Genomic DNA, 21703 nt, shown 5'->3' on the forward strand with positions numbered 1-21703 from the left:
ATCTTCTGCGGCGGCATGGTCCTCCTCCTCACCTACGCGGCGAGGGGCTTCTGACATTCTTCCCCTGAAAAGAGGAAATTCCTATGACAAACATTGTCCGTTTCCCAGGCCGGGGTTCCGCGTCAGCTGCACCAGATTCCCTGTCTTTCCTGCACGGCTGGCGGTTTCTTGCCGTTGTCGAGAGCGGGGAGGACTACGCGTTGCCAATCCGTGGCATTGCGCATGACGACGGCCCGACGATCGAGATTAATCCTGTCTACATCACCCGCGCCGATCTGGAGGACAGGTCAAGAGTCGTCCTCTGGCTGTGTCCAACTCTCATGCAAATTTGCGGCGCTTTGCTGGCCGAAAGCTTGGAGGCATCGGACGGTATTGGCCGTTTCACCACACAGCGCTGGCGGGCATTTCGTAGCGAGGCGAGCCGCCATGTAACCATGGACTGGCGCGAAATTCTCGCTTCGACACGCCGCGAGGGCGTGGGCTACATGGCCGATCACCTGACGGCATCCCTGTTCATGGAAAGCGGGCTCGATGACCGCTTAGGAGATCATCATGCCTAAGATTCTTGAAAAATGGAAAGCCGCCGGAGCTGAACAGCGAAAGAGGCCGCTAGCAAGAAGCCTCACCGAAATCAGCCTCCTTTTCGGCGGCAGCGCTCTCCTTCTGTGGTGGATGGTCACGGCAATCCAGCTGTAGCGCGGCAGGCTAGTGCGGCGGGCTCTGAATAAACGTCATTCCCCCGACACTGACACCGCTGACGGCTCCGCCCCAGCTGCTCCCGACGGCCGAATCCCGGTCGGCCTTCGACCAGCCGGGAAGGACGGCGACCCCGCCCCACTCGTCGGTGCAGCCGAAGGTTTCGGGATCCAGGTACGCTTCAAAGCCGTAAATGTCCGGGAGCTCCGACGCGTCGTAGTAGATAAAGACCCCGCCGGGGCCGCTCCCGTCCGGCGCGGTATAGATCGTGTCGGCATCAACCTGGAACGTGATCGGCGTGCCAACCAGGTGCACTAGCGAAGCGGCCGTAGTCGTCCCCGAGGCTGGGCAGTAAAGGTGCCAGCCGTTGTTGAGCTCGATGTCGATATACTGCGTCTGTCCTGGATCTCCGCCGTCGTCTGGGTCACCATCATCGCCGCCGTTGTCGGGGGTGCCGACGTCGGCGTCGACAGGCAGGACGAGGCCCGCGCGATAGCGGAAGATGAACCGCGGATCTTGCGACCAGGCAGCGCCGGCGCTGGACATGAGTACCGTTCCGGCGAGTGTCGCCGCGATGAATTTCCTGAGCATGAGCCTTCCCCCTTTTTATCGATCCGACAAGGATGAGCCCGTCCGCCGCAGGACTCAAAGCCGATCCTTTCCTGCCGTTTCGAGCATTCCGTTGAGATCGGGATTCCTGTCTGTTTTCCAGACCTCGCCAGAGGCCGTTTTGTGCGGCCCTGGTCAGGCGGGCAGGCGCGCCCATGGCCGAGCGCTCCGCGTCCCCTTCGGGGAGCCAGGGCCCGCCTTCCCGCCCTCCCTTGTCGGTCGCACGGCCTCGCTGGTGAGGTCAGGAGACAAGGCAAATGATCCCGAAAGCACAACAAGACTTGATGCTCGAAAATGGCCGGGCAAGCGAGGAAAGCGGCGGCCGACTACATCGTCTGCCCGTAGTCAAAATCGTTTCGCTTGATACAGGAGCGGAATGGCTGCTCTCAGAGATCTCGCCGCAAAATCACGCCATGGCCTTTGGCGTTTTCATCCCGACTGACGGCTCAATGCCACTTCTCGGCTGGGTCAGCATTCCCGAACTCTGCTACAATCGCAGCCGAGCGGGCAGGCTGCTCGACGTCGACGTCGACTTCCGGCCGACCCGGGCGATTAGCGAGACAGCCCCCGAAATCCGGTTCACTGGGAAAATACCCTCCAAACCATAAGACAAGGGCGGCCAATCCATGGCGAGCAATACCATCATTATTCGACTGGAGCAGTCGATTGCTAAACTAGGGTTCGACGGTCGGCTTCAGGGGCCGACCTTGCAACCTCGGCAGCTCATTCGGCCAATGCGGCGCTTTATATTCTGGTAGAATGGGTCGCAGATGACCTCCGGATGGAAGTGATTGACGATCATCGACCCCGGAATCTCTGCGCGCAGGCAGAAGGTGAAATCCAGCTCCGGCACCCAGTCCGGCCTGTTGACCTTGATCCGCGTCCACTCCTGCAGCAGTGCTTTGGCAAGCTGCTCCCGTTCATGCGATGCTACCATGCTGAGTGGCAGATCAACGGCAAGAATGGTTGGCACTCCTCGCCGTCGAAGCGATCCATGCGCTTCAAATCCGAGCACGCATTGAATCCACTCGCTGCCGTAAAGCAGGTAGTGGCCAGCGCTGTTCGTCAGCCCCCGATCATCCATCACGAGATACAGTCGGCCCGTATCGCGATCCTCACTATCGAAATCCCGAAGGCGTTGTTCAATGGCTGGCCGCAGATATGCGAGTTGGTCTTCCTCGCTCACGATACGTCTGACCTCGTCGGCAAGAACGGCCGGATCGTTTCGTCGGATTCCAATCCTGTGATACGTGCCAGCATCATCCGTGCGGCAGCCGTGAAATGTGCGTGCCGTCGCAAAAGAGAGAGCGTCGGCAAGAGTCTCCACGACGTATTCGACTTCAAATTGAAGCACGGTTTGGGTCTTCTTCAGCCAATCGGAATCGTCCCAGCAAATATCCTGCTCGCCCATCCGTTGCAGGTGTCGGATACCACGCTCGTTCAGAAAGGGACGGACCCAACGAGAAACGGTCGGCATCCAGAACTTCGGCTCCTTCCAGTCAATGACCCTACCTCGCCAAACTGCACTCATACGGCCCCCGAAATATTTCCAGCGATCTTAGTCAACTCAGCCGCTCCCGTCAGAAAGTCGTCGATTCCTATGTTCACGGATGAACTGGGCGCGTCCCGCGCGAGAAAGCCAGAATGGGCATGCGCATCTCGAACAGCTTGACGGTGGGCGCTGTCACTTCGGCAGGGTAGACTGACAGGGAAGCCGCTGGTGTTGGCGTGCCTCTTCGAATTATATGGCAAAGTCACACAGTTAATTGCGCTTTGTCGAGCAGACGGACACAGGTGGATGACCTACTTTCGACCGCGTACAATTGACGACATTCTTGAGATGAAAGAGCGGGGTGACGCCGAAGGTGCAACGCTCGAATACAAATCATCCAGGCTTTTCGAGCAGAAGAACGAAAAAGTCTTTGAGACGCTTTCGAAAGAATTGACGGCATTTGCGAATGCGATAGGCGGCGCCCTCATCATCGGCGTTGAAGAGGACAACGATCGGAGAATTTCGGATATTCGTCCGATTCAGGATCCATCGAGAAACGAAACATGGCTGGAGGACGGTCTTTTATCACGCATTGCGCCAAGCCTGCAAATTTCGATTGAGCGCATCGACGTGGAAATCGGGCACCTTCTGGTTCTTGATGTGCCTCCGTCGCGGAACGCGCCCCATCAGGCCGCCGACAAGCGCTTTTATGCGCGACGCCTCTTTCGGATTGACCCGCTGCTCCCTTTCGAAGTGGAGGATATCCGGCGAAGAGTCTCCACTTTGCCGAGCGGAGCCAGCCTTTCGATCACGTTCGAAAGCGGAAGAGTCTCATTCTCGATTAAGAATGACGGACTGGGACATGTTTTCGATGTTTCGATCCAGATTGAGGGCATCGAAAATACAAGTATCGTACAGCAATGGGTGCCGGGCGGGTTCGACCGACCTTACACCGAGCCTTTCCGGATCATTCATTCCGGTGAGACGAGAAACTTCCTTGGCGCAGGGTTTGAGTTCTTGCAGGGGCATCTGGATGATCGCATGGACGTTCACCTCCATTACACTGACGAGGACGGCAAGCAACATCAGAAAACCTACACATACTATCTCAAGGATTTTCACAGCACCTACAGGATGAAGTCCCCAAATGAAGAGGTTCTGGAGCAGGGCATCAAAAGGCTGGAGAATATCGAGCGGACCCTGACGAGTTTGTCGCGCGATATCAAAGCCATGCACGAGAACGCGTTTCATCCAACGGGGCTTAACTTTTCCAGGACGACGCTTACAGCTCTTTCCAACAGGGCAGACGTGAAATGGCCGGGTCGGTTTCTTACTATCCAGGCACTCGCGGAAGTTCTGGAAATCGATATTGAGACCGCGCTCAGAATTCAGCGCGAGCTCTTCGGCGCATCGCACTATTTCGGTGGGGCGAACAAACCTCTGGAGGACATTGACCTGCCGGACGACATCAAAGAGCGGATTCGCCAGCGCCTCATTCTGTCGGGCTAAGGCGAGTGGCGTGGTCAATGCTTTGCCCGCGACCTTTGACGGCTGCGGGGCAACATGCCGCCGAAAATATTTCCTATGTCCTCGCCTTCTGCGTGACACCGCCGATGCTGGCGCCCTTGCCTCCGGAGGCTTTCCCGTCCTTCGGACCGTTTGGCCCTTTCGGCATCGGCGTCGGCAGACGTCCATTGGTCGAGATGCCGCCCGCGGATCCGGCAATGACCGTGTTGCCATGCTCCGTCTCTCCCCAGCCCTGGATGTGATGGCCCATGATTGCGGCGACGCGCGGCGGCAGTTCGAGCATGAGCCCGAACAAGCGGAGCATGATGTGCCACTGTATGTAGATCATCATCCCGAAACCGATGAGAACGCCGACGATGCCGATCGACGACGCGCCCTGACTCCCGATGAAAGCGAAATTCCAGGTCAGCAGGAAGGCGTTGAAAACGGCGACCGAGATGGTGTGAGCGCCCAGAAACCCGAGCACGGTAATCGGCTGCCGCAGCACCAGTGAAAACAGGATTTGATAGCCCGCCGTTTGCGCCGGAGAGACGAAGTCGTCACCGTCCATGCGCACATGGATGAGTGCCCACAGAAGCCCCGCGATGGCGAAGGAGATGATCTCAATTCCGAGGATGACGAGCGCGAAGGTCAGGAAAACGTAGGGCATCATAGGCAGCACGTAAGTCAGGATCGCGCCGGCGATGAAAGCGCCGCCGATCAGCCACCATCCCGGCACCATCACGAACTCAACCACCTTTTGTGGCGTCTGCGTCACCGCCGACGTCAAGGATGCAAGGCTGGTCGCGCCGAGCGCGGCCGTAAAGCCGATTTCGGAGCCGCCGAGCAGCCTGTTGCCGATGTTGATCAGGTCGCCGACCGGATCAGGACGGAAGGAATCGTATCGGGTCAGGTAGGCCAGGACGGGTTCGGAAATGGCGTTCGTCACAGTGGCGAGAATGCCCGCTCCCTCGCCGACAGCGGCGAGATCGTCTCCGGACACGACGAGCTTGTATGATTCAGCGCTCAGTTGCGACTGGACAAGCGCCACGGCGACGGAGACTTCATTTTGGTACCCGCCCCATGCTTGCGGGTTCGGAGCGACGTACTTCGGCGCTTCGCCCGCATACGACGCCGACTTCTCCGAAACCCGCGACAGCATGCGATAGTACGAACCGAGCAGGTACCAGCCATGCTGCTGGACACCTTCGACGATCTTCTGGCGCGAGTCCCTGTCCTCGTTTGCCGCGTTTTTCGCGGCGCTGGCAGCAACGGCCGTGTCGAAACCGTCGCCGATTTCGTTCAGCCGAACGGCAAGGTTGTAGACGAGGTAGCTGCTCGAAACCCATTCCTTGATATGCGACAGGTCTGGTGAGGGCTTCGAGATATCGAACCGCTCTGACGTGCCGCTCTTCTTGAGAACTTCGGCGATCGGCGCGGGAATACCGATCGCGCGCACCTGTCCGACGAGCGCTTCTACGGCCTTTCTCCTGTCCTCGCCGAAGCTGCCGAACTCGTCGGTCTTCGGAGCGGAGAAAGCGACCGAGCCGCATGCCTGTCCGTAGTCCCAGATCCTTCCTTCGACGGTCGGAGGCGCGTCGTCATTCCATGGCCAGAAAGCCTTTCTTCCTGGTTTTACGACGATGCCGCCGCCAGCGGCTGGAGGCGACTGTGGAGCCCCTTCGCCGACGAAAGCGGAGGTCCGCTGGTACGCCTGTGCGAGGATTGCCGAGCACACTTCAGACACGGCAATTTGCTTCGCGAGCGCCCGTCCGGACATCGAAATCGGCGTCAGCGGATGGCCGTCTTTGACGACATACTCGACGGCGGAATTCGCCGTCGCGTTTCCCATGTTCACGCCCGCCAGGAACGCCAGCCGCTCGACCCCATGGATGGGCGAAAACCCGTTCATGAGCGGGATCGGCACGAGCATCCCGAACCCGAGGATGACGCGCAGCGGTGCCCAAATTTGATGATACCGCTCGCCGAGCACCTTCCCCGAATACGCCGATGACACTATCCCGACGATAATGTGCCAGCCCAGAAACATCGAGCCAAGAACCAGCAGCGTCGATGAAAATGTCCCGAGCGCGACCGAGAACCCGCTCGCTTTATCGAACGAGATCAGCGCCTCCATGAGATTCCAGACGATATCCGAATCAGGCAACGTGGCGAGCGGATCGGAGGTCGGATTCATTTCGCCTCACTCTCTCGGATCACCGTCAGGCATCGGCAAAACCGCCGCCTCTTGATCAGCCGCCAGCGGCGAGCCGTCGAACATTTTCTTGTCCCGCTCCGCGACGAATTTGCCGACGAGTTTCCTGCCTATTTCGTTCGGGATCACGCCCGCGTCGATCGCGGCGAACAGTGCGCCGCCGATGACGATTTTCCGCCGCGTGTCGTCCTTCCGCGCAGCCTTCTTTTCCTGTGCCTTCAGTCGCACCAGGTCCGATTCCAGCTTCGCCTTGCGCTGGAGCAGGCCCTTTTCCCGTTCCCGAATTTTTGAAAGATCGAGCATCCAATTTTCTCCCGTTGCCATCTCCGCCGGCGGATTCGCAAACCGCCTCCGGAGAAATCCGAAGGCCAAATTTGTTGAAGTCCCCAGCCCTGCCTTGACGAAATCCCCTCCCGGAAATCCCGTTCTCATTCAATGATTTGTCGAGGCCTTGCACAGCGCAAGAGCGCACCCAAACATGGGTACGGGAAGCCGACAGAGACGGCCCCCTGCTAAGGGCGCGATTAAGCGTTGTTCCAACGCATCGCGCCCTACCGGGCCGGAGACGCACCGCGAGGAGGAGACGATTCAATGAGCAGGAAGATTCACGACGCGACCGCCGCTCCAGGGCTTGAGGATGATCCGTTCGCCTATGTCGAGGCGGCGGACGACAATCCGTTTGCCGACCTATGGGGCGAACTTACGACCGAAGAGAAGTTGAAACTTCTGGAGCGGGCGACGGCCGAAGACCCCTTCGGCACTACGCACCTGGACGACTGCTTGTCAGGCATGCGCATCACGCCGTCGCCGCTCACCCGCTACGGGCGGGCGAGCGCTGCCTATCTCCGTTCGTGTTACTCGCACGAGCAGGACGACGACCAGCAGGAAATCCTTCGGTTGGTCGCGGCATATTGGCTGCGCAAGAGCCGTGCTCACTGGCTGGACTGACATGACGACTTCCCTCCCGCCCGACTCTGCGATTTTCAATGTCCGCGTTTCCGTTTTTCAAAGGAGCGCAGGCCGCTCCGCCGTGGCCGCTGCCGCATACCGCTCCGCCAGCCGCCTCGAAGATCACCGCATCGGTCAGACTTTCGACTACACAAAAAAGAAGGCCGAGGATTCTTTCATCGTCGCGCCTCCGGACGCGCCCGCGTGGGTCCACGACCGCGCGGAGCTATGGAACCGCGTTGAGGCTGCCGAGAAGCGGAAGGACGCCGTTGTCGCGAGGGAAGTCCTCATCACGATCCCCCGCGATATTCCTGAAGAAGATCGCCGCCTCTTCATCGAGCAGGCCGTCGCTCCATACGTCGCTGCTGGCGCGATCGTCGACGTCGCCTATCACCGTCCGCGCGCGGCTGACAGCGAGGAGCAGCCCCACTTCCATGTGATGCTTTCCACGCGGCTCCTTGACCCGACGCAGGAGTCTGGATTCGCGAAAACCCGCAACGCGGCACTCACCAGTATGTTCGAGTCCGGAGGGCGTCACGGCGGTGAGCGCGGTGATGCCTTGAGGGTTGAGCGCGAGCGTATCGCCGGAATCATGAATCGATTCCTGGAAGCCGCTGGCAGCGCCCGCCGTGCTGACCACCGCTCCAACGCCGATCGAGGGCTGCATGATCGCGAGCCCGAGTCCAGCATCGGCGAAGGCCGGAAGAAGGCCGTCACCCGTCGTCGGAAGCACGACCGCCGCACCGCCCTTGTTTCAAGCATGCGCAGCGTAAGAATTGCTGAGAACGAGCTCACGAAAACCGAGGAGGAAATCATGGCAACGAACCCGACCCACCAGGCCCGCAAGGGCATCCGTCCCCGCGTCAAGGCGGACTTCAAGGCGAGGCTTCTGAAGGAGCGCTTCCCGGACTTGCCGAGCATGGAGGGCTGGGCCGCATCGCTTCACTTCATCGACACGAGCACTCCCGGCCTGACCAGGATCGCGACCCGAGACGGCGGGCATGTCGAGGTTAGGGGCCGTATCGCCAAAGTATATGGCGAACGTGGACAGGCCGATGCCCTTGCGACCGCGCTAGAGGCTACCGACGACATTGACGACATCGAGCGCCTGGAGGAGTTGAGGAGCATCCAACGGCGAGGCTCCGGCCTCCGCCAGCGCCGCAGGCCCGATGAGGTTCCAAGCCTCCCCGCCGACCAGGTGGAAAGCCTTGCCGACCGCTGGCGCAGCCGTGGTTACACCCGAATTACCGAGGCACCGGACGGTGTTTGGGTGACGATCGGAAATTGCAGGCTCCAGGATCTTGGGGACGAGCTTCGAATCCATGGCCCGGCCGCTTCCGAGGCAGCAGTCAGGGCGATGGTGGAAAAAGCCGTTGCCGAATGGGGATCGGAGATCGAGGTTTTCGGCGACAGGGCCTTCAAGGACTCGGCATGGACCGAAGCCCAACGACAGGGTGTCACGGTCTACGACAAGGAATCCGGCGAGCTTTACAAGCCATCCGAGGATGTCCGGAGGGCTTTCGAAGCCGACCGCTCTCGCACCCGCTCCGAAGGCGACGAGCTCAACGCGATCAGGAATCATAAAGCCGTCGCCGCCTTGGTGCTTGAGGCTGCTGCTGGCGATGCTGCGGCGCTCACTCGTCTGGAAACGAACGATCGCGAACTGTTGGACTTCATCGTGCTGCACCTGGACGACGAGCAGCGCGGGCGACTTGTCGGAAAGCCGGAGGCCGAAGTCGTTGCTGCGCTCCCGCAATTCCGTGCTTTCGGCGGTGCTGCGCGCGAGCGCGAGGACAAGAAGCGCGGCAAGGCTGTCGAGGGGCTTGCACCTGACATCCGACCGGAGTCCGAGGTAGAACTGGAGGCTTGGCGACAGGCCCGATACGACGCTAGTGTTGCAGCCGAGGACGAAGCCAAGTGGGGGCCGCGTTGAGCCGCGACTCCTTCGATAGCGACGGGGAAACCCATGCACTTCGCCGATACGTCTCCGCCCGCGCCCGTGGCAGACCGCACCCGGAATTCTCCCGCTATGATACCACCATTGCCTGTTGGATTGCCTCCGACGAAACCGAGGCCGTCGGCAGCTTCGACGGGAAGGCCTTCCGTCAAGTTCGCCGCCACGGTTTGCCATGGTGCCAGTGGCTCGGGTCGGACACCCGGATTGCGGAAGACCACGCTCTACAGGCGTTCTTCGAGCTCCGCGCCCGTGAGCCGCACGACTGGCAGCGCCTCCTCATGGAAGTCACCCGAAACCGTCGTCAGGCTCTCCGCAACTGGCGTCGCGAAGGCCTTGCTATCCTGTCCCGTGTCCGTATGCAGGCGGCGCATGGCCCTGACGTGTGCATGCCTTCCACCCTCGCCGAGGAGTTCCGGATGCCCGGCCGGGGGATGCGCTCCCTGAAAAGGTTTTGACGCTGGCCGACTAGAACCGCCCCATTAGATTGAGCAGGCCGCCCATAGGGGTGTTCCATGTTCGAAAAGGAATCTCGACCTTGGTGTCGTCAGGGGAGGTCTTGATCAGCTTTATTCCGCCCCTTTCGAGAACGTCGATCGCGATGTCACCGATTGGATCGAATTCGGCCCGCTCATCCCATTCGCCAAGCCGTTCCCAGAGTTTCCTATAAGCGGTTTCGAGCTTTTCGAAATACTCGGAGAACCAATGACCGTTGAGTGCTTCGGCCAATTCGGGAAGATCAGCGATCTTCTTATCGAGGCCGTGCATCGTTCCAATCAGATAGGACGCCCATTTGATGAGGTTGCCATATAGCGGCGGGACCTCTGCAAGAATTTGGTCGATGTCGCCATGTGTCCGATAGGACAAAATGAATTCATTCGCCGATTGGCCTGTTTCCGAGAGTGCCTTGACGAACGTGCTGACATAACCGTCCGTCGGGTCTGCACCCCAGTCTGCGCTCGCCCGCGTAGCGCCGTATTCTTCCCAGCATGCATCGGTGACCTCTAGTCGGAAACGGTCGAAGTAGTTCGAGCGGCTTTCACGTAAAATCACATTCGGAAATCGCTTGTCGAATGCTGTATGCAGCATCGCATGAGCGCATTCGTGTGCAAGGGTATGGACAGCCAGCGGGAATAATTCGGCCTCAGGTTCTGCAAGGCCGAGGAGCGCGTGGACGTGAAAGACCAAGTGGGTTTTGAGCTTTCCATCTCTTAGAACCGCTGGTGCCATTGCTATGCCGATTACGCCGTCTTCGTCGGTGGAGGCCGTCAAAGGTCGGAGGCCTTCAATGCCGCGATCGAGGGCGGCCAAAGCTTCATGGTAGTCCCCAGAAATGGTAACGCCATCGACCCCGCTGAGGTCCATCGATCTGCCGAGAACCCTCATCGACCCTAATACTCGATATGCAAACTCGCGAGCTTTGTCCTCGCTCTCAAACGAGCCGCTGAGGCTAATGCCAACGTTGGTTGGCAGCGTCGTAGGCTGCTCGGAATCATCAACGGTGATGGGTTCGCTATCGTCAGCCATGCAGGGGAACTCCAGTGTAGTCGTAAATCGGTATCTTATTGCTTCTGTTCAAGAATATTCGCTGGTCGCTGCAAGGTCCAGGCTCGCCAAGGTGCGTTTTGCCTGCTCGGTGATCATACTTCTCAGCTCGGCTACTGAATACGGCGGGTTCCGGCGATGCACGACGTGATGACAATTCGCGCAGAGCGGCACCAGATCGCGGATCGGGTCGACCTGATAGACTTCGCCGATCTCCGAGAGAGGCGTTAGGTGATGAACGTGGATTAGGTCGGCGCCAATCGGGCCATACCTATCCTCATAGCTGAGGTCGCATGCCTGGCATTGGTAGCCGAAGTGCTTGATACACTCACGTCGAGCTTCGGCGTTGCGTTCGTATTTCGTGAGTTCAACCGTTTTTAGCTCGCCTTCGGTTAGGACACCGACAGGGATGCCCAGACCGCCACCCGTTGCCGTAGTGGGAGGGATCCGTCCGATCACGAAGTCCCCAGAGACCCCAGTGACGTGCATCTCCCAGATACCCCACTGACCGATGGAAAGGCTGGATTCCGGCGGGGCGGGATGCAACTCCGATGTCATCTCTCCTGTCACCGGGTCGCGCCATAAGCGGCGCATGTCGCGATTTCGCTCATGGAGATACCATGCCGGCCACTCGCCAAGTTGGTATGCCCAAGATTCGCCACGAGCGTGACACCTGCGCGCGATGGCCAAGCATTCCGAAGCGGGTGGAACTGCTATTGAGATCCGGAAGTTGGGCCCTAGCTGATCTGCGGGTGGTGTTAAGTAGGCGTAGTTCTTTGTCTGCTTGACAAGCGACCAGCCCCGCCTAGGAAGAATCACGCTCAGCGTGAGGGAAGCTCCGAACCGATAGGTGTTCGGTCCATACTTCTTTGGTGCCTTCCCACTTGCACTGAACTCGATCACTTTGATCGGCCAACCTGGAGGGGTGTGGGTGCGCGCCGCTGGTTCGTCGAGTTCCCAGGTATCTGCCTCTTCTTTGGCCACGAATCTGTTTCCCGTTAGAGGGCGCTCGGTCTGGATCTCAGGACCTAGTCGTCCTTCGACAACATGTGATCGCAGTAGTCGCAGAGTCGGGGATTGTTGACAGACTTGTTACTTATACTAAGTGACTCACCGCACCTCGCGCAGTCGCCGCCCACCGCATAGCCGCAGAAGAAACATTTTACGGTGATGCCTGTTTCCACATATGTGGCGTTGTAGCACTCAGGACAGTCGTGAATCGTCGGCTCCAACCCTTCCTTGGCAGCCATGTAGTCATCAATGCCGAAGCCTGCCTGCACAATTATCTCGACGGTCTTCTCTGCTGAGAAAGCATCGCCGCATGCCTTGCAGCATCCCTCAATGTCACCTGGCTCGTCGTTGGTGTCGTCTTTCTGGTAAACGAGCGACGATCTACAGTTCGGGCACGAGATATCATCGCGTTCAGCAATCTCTGGCCACCAGGGAATTTCCTGGAATGTCGCGTTGCACGAGTCTTTCAGCTTTCTGAAGAACGCGCGTTCTGCAAGCATCAAATCCCACGTGTCGCCAAGCTCAACCTTGGGCGATTTCTCCAGTATTGCGAAGAATCCTTCCACCAAAGGAAAGCAATCGGCTATCACCTGTCGTATCGCTGGTTTCGGCGTTGCAGAGTGGTAGTGCTCAAAGTCATTCCGGAGCTTCTGGAGGCCTTTGATGTCGCCAGCAGGCCATGTGAGCTTGAAACCCTTGAAGCGCTCACGGAGTTCCGCAAGGTCAATAGTCTGCTGGCCCTTCGCTGCATATGCTACCTCGCCGTCGTCGTCCAAAATTGGGGCGAACTTCGATGCAAGGATTTCCATGGGGTCGGCGTCGTCTGGCGCAGCATTCAAAAGACACTGTTTTCCAAGAAGTAGCACCCCTGCATAGAAATTCCGCAGCGCGCTTATCGGCCGAAGTTCGTCGTTGGATTGAAAATCCTGGATACCAAGCCTGATCGAGGCGATGGCGTTCTCGTAGATGTCACTCATCACCTATGAATCCTTGGTCCGCGTGGACAGCCATTGCGGCCACGTGGTCGAACATCTTCTTCAGATGCTTGCTCATGAGCACTTGTACGGTCTTCGGAGCCTGTCCGCTATCGTAGACGGAGCCTTCGATAGCTTCCCGGAACTGCTTCACGGCGGCGCTGGGTGTGGTTCCCGCGAGATGGGCGTAGTTGCTTGCTGACAGCAGGGCAAGCGCATGAAAGGCGTGCTCAAGAGCCAGAAGCCTCGCCAAGTCATCTTCGCCCCAATTGACGCTCATTGTTCGCTCGCTCCGCCCTGCGCGATCTCTGACCGATTCCCCCTCGCTTCTCAATTGTTGACAACGGAATCCTTGGCGCTGTACACCCTTGCGTACACCAATCAGGTGTACGTTTCTTGATTCTGGCGATTTCGGTCAACGCTATTCGCGCTTTAGAATCAACGACTTAAGGGCGGATTACTCGCAAAGTCCCTCCGGGCCCACCAACATTTTAAACATTTGATTTCATTGTATTTTATGGTTCATTTCGACGCCGCTTTTCGGCCTCGAACCCCGTCGGTCCCTGAGAATCGGTCACTCAGTACCAGGCGAGGGGGTTCGTGATCGATAGCGCGCGGGGCTTGCGTCGCTTGGCGAGGTGGCGACATGTACAACCGCTCGTCAGGTCGCGAAATCTTCTACCTTGGCCGCAAATGCACGTCTTCGGGCCGGGCGTGGAAATCGTGCCACGGCTGTACCGGCTACTCGTCAAAAGGCCCGTCTGTGCTCTTTAGGCTGCTGCTCTTCAGGCGGCGCGGCCGAAGCGATCGACCCTGAAATCGTGGAGCGGCGTTTCGCAATGGTCGGTGGTGATGAGTTCGGCCATGGCGTCGCCCACGCCCGGGCCGAGCTGGAAGCCGTGTCCGCTGAAGCCGAAGGCGTGGAACAGGCCTGGCGTCGTCGCCGAGCGTCCCATGACCGGCAGCATGTCCCGCACATAGCCCTCGCAGCCGGACCATGTACGGATGATCGCGACTTGCGCGATTGCCGGCAGCAGCCGCGCGACGGCGCGCAACTGCACCGGCAGGCGCATGGGGTCGGCGTTCGCATGGCCCGGATCCAGGTTAACCGCCACCCTTTCGGCGGCGCCGCCGAAGACGATGTTGCCCCGCTCGACCTGACGCAGATAGGCGCCATGGTGCTTATCGCGCGTCCAGATGCCCACCACCGGTAGAACCTGATGTGGCACGGGCTCGGTAACGCCCATCTGCGGGCCGCGGGCGTCGAGCGGGACCTCTTCGCCGAACTGCGCGGCGATGCGCGCGCCCCAAGCTCCGGCGGTGTTGAGCAGGCAGCCGGCGGCGAATGTACCTTTTGAACTGGCTACAAGGAAACCGGAGCCCGTGCTGGTGATCTTCCCGACTTCGGCTCCCTCGACGATTTCCGCGCCCAGCTTGCGGGCAGCCTCGGCAAAGGCAGGTGCGATCAGCCGCGGATTGCCGCTGCCATCTTGCGGAGAGAACGACGCCGCGATCGCTTCGGGACCGAGGCCGGGAAAGCGGGCATGGATCTCGCGCGGGCCGAGTTCCTCTAGCTCAAGGCCCCAGGGGCGCGCCGCCTCGGCATAGGTCCGCATGTCTGCGAGCCCGCCTTCATCGAAGATCAGCCGGATATGACCGGTGGCGCGGAATTCCACGTCGCGGCCAAGCATTCTTTCGGCCTCGCCCCACAGCCTGAGCGAACGTTGGGCCAATGGAAGCTGGGAGAGATGGCGCCCGGTGCGCCGGATGTTGCCGAAGGAGGCGACGGTTGCACCGGTGCCGATCCGATTGCGCTCGACCAGCGTCACGCGTGCCCCGCGCCTGGCGAGGAAATAGGCCGAAGCCGTCCCCATCAGTCCGCCGCCCAGCACGATCACATCCATAGTTATTTCCTTGAGCAGATGATCCTTTGAAGACGCCGATCTTGTCCGCGCCACGGCGTTGCGTCAAAGATGCGTTTGGACAAGAGCCATAAGCTTTACCTATGGAGTGGCAATGCGGGCCCGGCAGCTCGAAGTGTTCATCGCCGTCATGCGCGCGGGCACCGTGACCGCCGCGGCGCGGATGCTGAACATCTCCCAGCCTGCGCTCAGCCAGATACTGCTCCACACCGAGGACGAACTCGGCTTCACGCTGTTCGAGAGGGTGAAGGGCCGGCTACGGCCGACCCCTGAGGCGCTGGAGATCTTCGTCGATGCCGAGAGGCTGTCGGCAGGGCTCGAGGGCTTGCGCCGCAAGACCACCGACCTGCGTCTGGGCCGAACTGGGTTAGTCCGGGTCGCGGCTTCGCCACCGCCGGCCATGGCGATATTGCCGCGCGCGTTCACCGGATTCCGGGCGCAGCATCCCGATATTTTGTTACGTTCCCATATGGCCCCGATCGCCGCGATCATCGACATGCTGCGCGCCGGCGATGCCAGCCTCGGCGTGGCCATGGACGACCGTCTGCCTCCCGATATCGAGGCGGAAGTGATCGGCAGCGTCGGATTCGCATGCCTTTTGCCCATAGGGCATGCGTTGGCCAGGAAAACCGAGCTGCGGCTCGCCGATCTCGCCGGCGAGGAATTGATATCCTATCGCGGAAACACCCGTCCCGCCGACGAACTGGCCCATGCGGCCCGCGCGCAGGGTGTGGCGCTTTCGCTGTCGCTCGAGATCGACGTGTCCATCTCCGCGGTCGGCTTCGTTCAGACCGGTCTGGGTATCGGCCTCGTCGACGCGCTGCTTCCGTGGCACCAGTTCGCCGGGCTTGCCGTCAGGCCGCTCGCGGCGGGGCCGGAATTTCCGATCGCGCTGCTGACCTCGCGCACACGGCCACTTTCGCGGGCCGATGAGATGATGCGCGAGCAAATCCGTGCTGCCTGTTCGGTGGTCCTCGGCGAACATCGCGCCAAAGCATAAGCAAGACTTATATCCTTGCCTCTCATCCATCTTGGACCATGACCGTCCGCTCGTGCCAGTTTTGGTCGCCAGACAGGAAGGGACGCATCATGGACGGTGCCATCGCGGTAAATGGGGCGCGGAAAGAGGCCGACTGGAAGGTCGGCGTCGATATCGGCGGGACATTCATCGATTTCTGCGCGCTCGAAGCCCGTTCCGGTCGGGTCGCCTCGCTGAAAGTGCTGACGACGCCGGAAGATCCGGGCGCCGAGCTGATGACGGGCCTCACCCTTCTGGCCGAACGCGAAGGCTTTGATCCTGGGCGCATGACGCGCTTCGTGCACGGCACGACGGTCGGCATCAACACGATCATCCAGCGCAAGGGCGCGCCGCTGGCGCTGTTCACCAATGCCGGCTTCGAGGACGTGATCGAACTCGCACGGCTGCGAATGCCGGACATGTATTCGCTGTTCTGCGCGCGGCCGGAACCGCTGATCTCGCGCGACATGGTGTTTGGCATTCCGGTTCGCATGCGTGCCGATGGAAGCGAATCCCAGGCACCGGACATGGCGGCGGTGGCCAACGCGGTGGCACTGGCGAAAGCGAACGGGGCGCAAGGGATCATCGTCTCCTTCCTCCATTCGTGGCGCAACGCCGCGCAGGAGGCCGCCGTCAAGGCAACGATCGCGCGTCTCGCGCCAGACCTCTTCGTCTTCTCCTCGGCCGAGGTATGGCCGGTCATCCGCGAATACGAGCGCAGCTCGACCGCCATCCTCAATGGCTATGTCCATCCGCGCGTCTCGTCCTATCTGACTGCGTTGGAAGAGAGACTGAAGGACCGCGGCGTGCCTGCCCGCCCGATGCTGACGAAGTCGAACGGAGGGTTGATGAACGCTGCCGAAGGCAAGCGCGCTTGCGTGAACATGCTGCTCTCGGGAACGGCCTCCGGCGTCATCGGCGCCTCGTGGCTGGCGCGTCAGGCCGGAGAGGACAAGGTTCTTACCCTCGACATTGGCGGGACCTCGGCCGACTTCGCGCTTATCATCGGCGGCGAGGCGCAGTTCGGGACAGGCGAATTGATCGGCGAGTTTCCGCTCCATATCCCCTCCGTGTCGGTGAGCTCGATCGGCGTCGGCGGCGGGTCGATCGCCAGTGTCGACGCACAGGGGGTGCTGCGGGTCGGGCCGGAGTCGGCCGGTTCGACGCCAGGACCGGCATGCTATGGCCGTGGCGGCGAGCGGCCGACGGTGACGGACGCCATGGTGGTGTGTGGATGGCTTGGTCACAGCGAGATGGCCTATGGCCAGCTCAGGATCGATACCCAACTGGCGCATCGCGCAATCGGCGAACTTGCCGCCCGCCTCGGCCGTCCAGTCGAGCAGACCGCGCAGGCGATCCTCGACATCGCGGTGTCGGAGATGTTCGTCGAGGTCGAGAAGCTCGCCTCGCGCGCCGGTGTGGACTTGCGCGATTTCACGCTGATGCCTTTCGGCGGCGGCGGCCCCATGCTCGGCGCCTTCCTTGCCCGCGAACTCGGGATGAAGCGTGTCATGGCCCCGCGCCGCCCCGGCGTAGTGTCGGCGCTGGGTGGGCTGGTGGCGGATCTGCGCGGGGACTTCATTCGCACCATCTTTAGCCCGCTGTCGGGCACGTCGCTCGCCGGAATTCGCGAGGTCTTCGAGGCCCTCGCGCGTGAGGGTCGCGACTGGCTTGCGGCGCAGGGGCACGATGGGGCGGCGGAACTCAGTCTCTCCTGCGATATGCGCTATGTTGGGCAGAGTTATGAGATCGAGGTCGTCGTTCTGCAGGAGTGGCTGACGGGTGGCAACGCGGGTGCCATCGAGGAGGCCTTCCATCGCACCCATGAGCGGCTCTACGATTTCCACGACCCGGATGGCGAAATCGAACTTGTGAATGTCCGGCTGTCCGCCATAGGCGAGGGGCCGAAACTTTCCTTCCCAGAGAGCGACGAGATCGGCGCTGCCGCCATCCCGGCGCGCCGGCTCCCGGTCTACACAGGCGCGAGCCTCGAAACCGTCGACCTCCACGACCGGCAGGCCCTTTTGCCGGGCAGCACTTTCCGCGGGCCGGCCGTGGTCGTTCAGGAAGACACCACCTTCGCCATTCCCGCCGGAGCGCAGGCAAGGGTCGACCGTCACCTCAACCTTCTGCTGACCTTCCCGGAGTGATGCCATGTTTGACCGGACAAATCTGCAGGTTCTGGCGAATCATGCCCGCGCGGCCGCCGAGAACATGGCCCACACGCTGCACCGCACCGCGCACTCCGCCTTCGTAAAGGAGACGCAGGACTTTACGGTGATGCTGATGGACCGTTCAGGCGCGACCTTCGCCGTGCCGATGGACCTCGGCGCCACCTGGTATCCGGGGCTTTCGTATCACCGCGCTATCGCGATGGTCGACAACTACCGGCCGGGAGACGTCGCGTTCACCAACGATCCCTATTCCGGCCACGTCGCCACGCACGCGCCCGACACGCATCTGTGGAAGCCGGTCTTCGTCGACGGCGATATCGTCGCCTGGACAGGAGGGCATATCCACAACACCGACATGGGCGGGGCTGTTCCGGCTTCGCTCAGCCGGGCGCTGACCGAAATCCATCAGGAAGGTATCCGCTTTCCCCCGATGAAGCTTGTGAACGAGGGCGTCTTCGACGAGACGATCCTGCGGATCATGAGCACCAATGTGCGCAAGCCCGACCTCAACATAGGCGACATCAAGGCGCTGGTCGGCGCGCTCAACACCGGCGAGCGCAAGATCCAGGCGATGGTGAGGAAGTTCGGCAAGGCCGGCTTCATCGAAGGCGTTTCCGCGCTTCTCGACCATGCCGAGGCGCAGGCGCGCGACGTGCTGCGCTCCATGCCCGACGGGACGTGGGAATTCGCCGACTATGCCGACGAGGATTCGGTCGAGGCCAATCCCTGCCGGCTGAAGCTGACGCTGACGATCAGGGGCGACGAGGCGGTGCTCGACTTCACCGGCTCCGATCCGCAGCTCGGCTCCTCGCTCAACGTGCCTTCAGGCGGCGACCCGCGCCACACCATGCTGCTGGTGGGCGTCTACTATGTGCTCTACACGATCAACCCGAAGATCCTGCTCAATACGGGCCTCACCCGGCCGTTCACCTGCATCGCACCTATGGGTTCGGTGTTGAACCCGGTATACCCCGCCGCCGTGGGCATGCGCTCGCTCACCTGCGCCCGGCTGCGGTCGGTCATCTTCGGCGCCTTCTCGCAAGGGGTGCCGGACCGCCTGCCAGCGGCACCCGCCGGCAACAACTGCATCGTCAATGTCATGACCACGGACGAGCGGACCAGCCGGACCGTCATCGCCGCGGTCAATCCCGTCGTGGGCGGCGGTGGCGCGATGCCGCATCGCGACGGGACCAATGGGTCGGGCGCCGATGCCGCCTATCTCAAGAACACGCCGATCGAGATCACCGAGACCGAGACCCCGGTCGAATTCGTGAAATACGGGCTCGCCAGGGACAGCGGCGGTGCGGGCCGTTGGCGCGGCGGCCTGGCGACCGAGATGGCCTTCCGTGTCTTCGCCCCCGACTCAAGGATCACGGCGCGCAACCGGGATCGCAGCTTCTTTCGTCCCTGGGGCGTGCTGGGCGGCAAGGCGGCCGGCCTGTCGGATATGGTCGTCAATCCGGGGACCGAGCATGAGCGGCGACTGGGCAACATCGACACGGCGGTTCTGCAGCCTGGTGACGTGCTCGATATCCGCTCCGCCGGAGGCGGCGGGCGCGGCGATCCGCATGAGCGCGAGCCCTGGCGCGTCGCGCAGGACGTCCGGCGCGGCTATGTCTCGCCAACGGCTGCCGAGCGCGACTATGGCGTCGTCATCCGCGACGGCGAGGTCGACGAGCAAGCGACGGAAAGGCTGCGCGCACGCCAGGGGCCAGCCGCCGGCCATTTCCATTTCGGTCCGGAGCGCGACGGTTACGAAGCGCAGTGGACCCCAGCGGCCTATGACCGGCTTACCGCCATACTGAGGGACTTGCCGATCCATTGGCGGTTCTTCGCCAAGACGGAGATCTTCCGCCGCATGAAGGGACGTTCGGGGCCGGAGGGCGTCCAGGCGGCGTTCGATGCGGCCTGCGAGCGGTTCCCCGAACTGCCGCGTCCTCGTCCCGTGCGAGAGGCAGCGGAATGATCACGGCCGGCCGCATCGTCCGGCTGGCCGAGCGCGACCGGGCCGAGGTTTATTTTTTTCTCGACGGGCAGATATGCAGTGCTCTGGCGGGCGACACCGTGCTGACAGCCATGCTGGCGTCAGGGCACGCGTTGCGAAAATCCGAGTTCGGACCCGAGCCGCGGGCCGGCTTCTGCCTGATGGGAGCCTGCCAGGATTGCTGGGTGTGGCAGGACGAGGGACCGCGTATAAGGGCGTGCTCGGCATTTGTCACCCAGGGCATGCGTTTGCACACAACGCAGCCGGAGAGCTGGACGTGAGCGAGACCTCATCGCAGCGGGTCGTGATCGTGGGCGCCGGTCCAGCCGGCATAAGGGCCGCTGCGGCGCTGGTCGAGGCCGGACTTCACCCGGTGGTGATCGACGAAGGGCATTGCGCGGGCGGGCAGATCTATCGCCGCCCCCCTGCCGGCTTTACCCGCACGGCAGAGCAGCTCTACGGGCCGGAAGCGCCGAAGGCGCGCGCGCTGCATATGCTCTTCGATCGGCTGGCCAAGGAAGGGCGGCTCACCCATTGCGCGGCGAGTTCGGTCATCGCAGCGCAGGAGGGTCGGCTGCACGTGCTGGGGGAAGGCCGCGTGCAGATGATCGGCTATGACCGCCTGATCCTTGCCACCGGCGCATCCGACCGAGTGGCGCCGGTTCCCGGCTGGCAGAATGCCGGCGTCTATAGCCTTGGCGCGGCGCAGATCGCGCTCAAGGCGCAGGGCGTCGCTCTTGGGCGGCGGATCGTCCTTATGGGATCGGGGCCTCTGCTGACGCTGGTCGGCGCCCAACTGGTCAAGGCTGGAGCGGATGTGGCGGCGGTGTTGGACACCTCGCCCTGGCGCCAGCAGATGCGAGGGGCGGTCTGGGGACTTGCTGCCCGGCCATTGGTTGCGCTGCGCGGCATGGTCCTGCGAGCAAGGCTCGGCGGCCGCTACCATGCGGATGTGACGCTCGAACGGATCGAGGCCGACGAGCAAGGTGTCGCGGCGATGCGCTGGCGCGACCCCGGCGGCCGGGAGCACCGCACCCCTTGCGACATGATCGGCATGGGCTGGCACCTGCGGGCAGAGACGCATCTGGCCGACCTTGTGGGATGCACCTTCACCTATGACGAGCAATGGCGGCAATGGCTGCCAAGGACCGACCAGATGGGTCGTGCCGGCAACGGAGTCTACCTTGCCGGCGATGGGGTTCGTCTTCTGGGAGCGGATGGCGCGGAGATCGCTGGGCGTCTCGCGGCTGCGGCATGCCTTGCCGATCTCGGAATTCCTGCGTCCGCCACCGGCGTCGATTTGCGCAAGCTGGCACGGCTCGAGCGCTTTGCCCGCGGCCTGGCTTACGCCTTTCCCTGGCCGGCAGCGATGGCGCGGGCACTTCCCGATGAGGCGGTCGTCTGTCGCTGCGAGAACGTGACAGCCGGAGCCGTACGCCAGAGCGTGGATTTCGGCGGCGGCGAGGCCAACAGGGTGAAATCGCTATCGCGCGTCGGCATGGGGCGATGCCAGGGGCGCTACTGCCAGTTGGCTGCCGTCGAACTCGTGGCGGCGCAGGCCGGCTGTGCGGCCGACGCTGTCGGCCGGTTCCGCGGACAGGCGCCTGTCCGGCCGGCGCCTGTCGGTGCCTTCCTCCGGGACGGCTGATGCAATT

General features: G+C 61.7%; 20 protein-coding genes. 11 read left to right on the top strand and 9 right to left on the bottom strand.

Going from position 1 to position 21703, the window contains the following annotated elements; all coding sequences use genetic code 11:
* The first annotated feature begins 83 nt into the window (after window positions 1-83).
* Window positions 84-560 (top strand): hypothetical protein, encoded by a 477-nt coding sequence (locus tag CGZ66_RS33960; RefSeq protein WP_095091019.1) that lies wholly within the window; start codon window positions 84-86, stop codon window positions 558-560.
* A 145-nt stretch (window positions 561-705) separates the two neighbouring features.
* Here CGZ66_RS33960 and CGZ66_RS33965 read toward each other — a convergent pair whose 3' ends face one another.
* Entirely contained in the window at window positions 706-1287 is a 582-nt protein-coding gene (locus CGZ66_RS33965; RefSeq protein ID WP_095091020.1) for a hypothetical protein, read from the bottom strand.
* 275 nt (window positions 1288-1562) lie between these two features.
* Between CGZ66_RS33965 and CGZ66_RS33970 the strand changes: the two genes are divergently transcribed.
* Window positions 1563-1913 (top strand): DUF2958 domain-containing protein, encoded by a 351-nt coding sequence (locus tag CGZ66_RS33970; protein WP_095091021.1) that lies wholly within the window; start codon window positions 1563-1565, stop codon window positions 1911-1913.
* 86 nt (window positions 1914-1999) lie between these two features.
* Here the strand turns inward: CGZ66_RS33970 and CGZ66_RS33975 are convergent, their stop codons facing one another.
* Entirely contained in the window at window positions 2000-2782 is a 783-nt protein-coding gene (locus CGZ66_RS33975) for a hypothetical protein (protein WP_143748934.1), read from the bottom strand.
* 321 nt (window positions 2783-3103) lie between these two features.
* Between CGZ66_RS33975 and CGZ66_RS33980 the strand changes: the two genes are divergently transcribed.
* Window positions 3104-4306, top strand: a complete 1203-nt coding sequence (locus CGZ66_RS33980; protein ID WP_095091023.1) for an ATP-binding protein — start codon at window positions 3104-3106, stop codon at window positions 4304-4306.
* A 73-nt stretch (window positions 4307-4379) separates the two neighbouring features.
* On the opposite strand, the gene CGZ66_RS33985 is transcribed toward CGZ66_RS33980, so the two are convergent.
* The gene (locus tag CGZ66_RS33985; protein WP_095091024.1) at window positions 4380-6500 is read right to left on the bottom strand and encodes a DotA/TraY family protein; all 2121 of its coding nucleotides are present in this window, start codon (window positions 6498-6500) and stop codon (window positions 4380-4382) included.
* A 6-nt stretch (window positions 6501-6506) separates the two neighbouring features.
* Window positions 6507-6821 carry a hypothetical protein gene (locus tag CGZ66_RS33990; protein ID WP_143748935.1) on the bottom strand — a complete coding sequence of 105 codons (315 nt, stop codon included), beginning with the start codon at window positions 6819-6821 and terminating at the stop codon, window positions 6507-6509.
* Between the two features lie 288 nt (window positions 6822-7109).
* Here CGZ66_RS33990 and CGZ66_RS33995 point away from each other — a divergent pair, with 288 nt between their 5' ends.
* The 3 genes from CGZ66_RS33995 to CGZ66_RS34005 are packed head-to-tail and all read left to right on the top strand — an operon-like array spanning window position 7110 to window position 9878.
* Window positions 7110-7466 (top strand): hypothetical protein, encoded by a 357-nt coding sequence (locus CGZ66_RS33995; RefSeq protein WP_095091026.1) that lies wholly within the window; start codon window positions 7110-7112, stop codon window positions 7464-7466.
* 1 nt (window position 7467) lies between these two features.
* Window positions 7468-9399, top strand: a complete 1932-nt coding sequence (locus tag CGZ66_RS34000; protein ID WP_095091027.1) for a MobA/MobL family protein — start codon at window positions 7468-7470, stop codon at window positions 9397-9399.
* Window positions 9396-9878, top strand: a complete 483-nt coding sequence (locus tag CGZ66_RS34005; RefSeq protein ID WP_143748936.1) for a hypothetical protein — start codon at window positions 9396-9398, stop codon at window positions 9876-9878. Before CGZ66_RS34000 ends, CGZ66_RS34005 begins: the two co-directional genes overlap by 4 nt.
* A gap of 10 nt (window positions 9879-9888) precedes the next feature.
* Here CGZ66_RS34005 and CGZ66_RS34010 read toward each other — a convergent pair whose 3' ends face one another.
* The 5 genes from CGZ66_RS34010 to CGZ66_RS34030 all read right to left on the bottom strand — a co-directional run bounded on the left by CGZ66_RS34010 (window position 9889) and on the right by CGZ66_RS34030 (window position 14854).
* Window positions 9889-10947 (bottom strand): hypothetical protein, encoded by a 1059-nt coding sequence (locus tag CGZ66_RS34010; RefSeq protein WP_095091029.1) that lies wholly within the window; start codon window positions 10945-10947, stop codon window positions 9889-9891.
* Window positions 10948-10995: 48 nt separating this feature from the next.
* Window positions 10996-11949, bottom strand: coding sequence for an HNH endonuclease (locus CGZ66_RS40470; RefSeq protein WP_206073833.1), 954 nt, complete (start codon window positions 11947-11949; stop codon window positions 10996-10998).
* A gap of 44 nt (window positions 11950-11993) precedes the next feature.
* A complete protein-coding gene (locus CGZ66_RS34020) occupies window positions 11994-12953 on the bottom strand; it encodes a hypothetical protein (RefSeq protein ID WP_095091030.1) in 960 nt (319 codons plus the stop codon).
* On the bottom strand, window positions 12946-13230 hold the full coding sequence (locus CGZ66_RS34025; protein ID WP_095091031.1) for a hypothetical protein: 285 nt from the start codon (window positions 13228-13230) through the stop codon (window positions 12946-12948). Before CGZ66_RS34025 ends, CGZ66_RS34020 begins: the two co-directional genes overlap by 8 nt.
* Before the next feature lie 505 nt (window positions 13231-13735).
* Window positions 13736-14854: an NAD(P)/FAD-dependent oxidoreductase gene (locus CGZ66_RS34030; protein WP_095091032.1), complete on the bottom strand. Its 1119-nt coding sequence runs from the start codon at window positions 14852-14854 to the stop codon at window positions 13736-13738.
* Window positions 14855-14966: 112 nt separating this feature from the next.
* Between CGZ66_RS34030 and CGZ66_RS34035 the strand changes: the two genes are divergently transcribed.
* The 5 genes from CGZ66_RS34035 to CGZ66_RS34055 all read left to right on the top strand — a co-directional run bounded on the left by CGZ66_RS34035 (window position 14967) and on the right by CGZ66_RS34055 (window position 21696).
* Window positions 14967-15872 (top strand): LysR family transcriptional regulator, encoded by a 906-nt coding sequence (locus tag CGZ66_RS34035; RefSeq protein ID WP_095091033.1) that lies wholly within the window; start codon window positions 14967-14969, stop codon window positions 15870-15872.
* A gap of 89 nt (window positions 15873-15961) precedes the next feature.
* A complete protein-coding gene (locus tag CGZ66_RS34040; protein ID WP_095091034.1) occupies window positions 15962-18040 on the top strand; it encodes a hydantoinase/oxoprolinase family protein in 2079 nt (692 codons plus the stop codon).
* A gap of 4 nt (window positions 18041-18044) precedes the next feature.
* Window positions 18045-20030 (top strand): hydantoinase B/oxoprolinase family protein, encoded by a 1986-nt coding sequence (locus CGZ66_RS34045; protein ID WP_095091035.1) that lies wholly within the window; start codon window positions 18045-18047, stop codon window positions 20028-20030.
* Window positions 20027-20329 (top strand): (2Fe-2S)-binding protein, encoded by a 303-nt coding sequence (locus tag CGZ66_RS34050; protein ID WP_095091036.1) that lies wholly within the window; start codon window positions 20027-20029, stop codon window positions 20327-20329. The genes CGZ66_RS34045 and CGZ66_RS34050 overlap by 4 nt, the downstream gene beginning before the upstream one ends.
* A complete protein-coding gene (locus tag CGZ66_RS34055; RefSeq protein WP_095091037.1) occupies window positions 20326-21696 on the top strand; it encodes an FAD/NAD(P)-dependent oxidoreductase in 1371 nt (456 codons plus the stop codon). The genes CGZ66_RS34050 and CGZ66_RS34055 overlap by 4 nt, the downstream gene beginning before the upstream one ends.
* The last annotated feature ends 7 nt before the right edge of the window (window positions 21697-21703 follow it).

The organism is Mesorhizobium sophorae, assembly GCF_002270415.1.
GTDB classification, from domain to species: Bacteria; Pseudomonadota; Alphaproteobacteria; order Rhizobiales; family Rhizobiaceae; genus Mesorhizobium; species Mesorhizobium sophorae.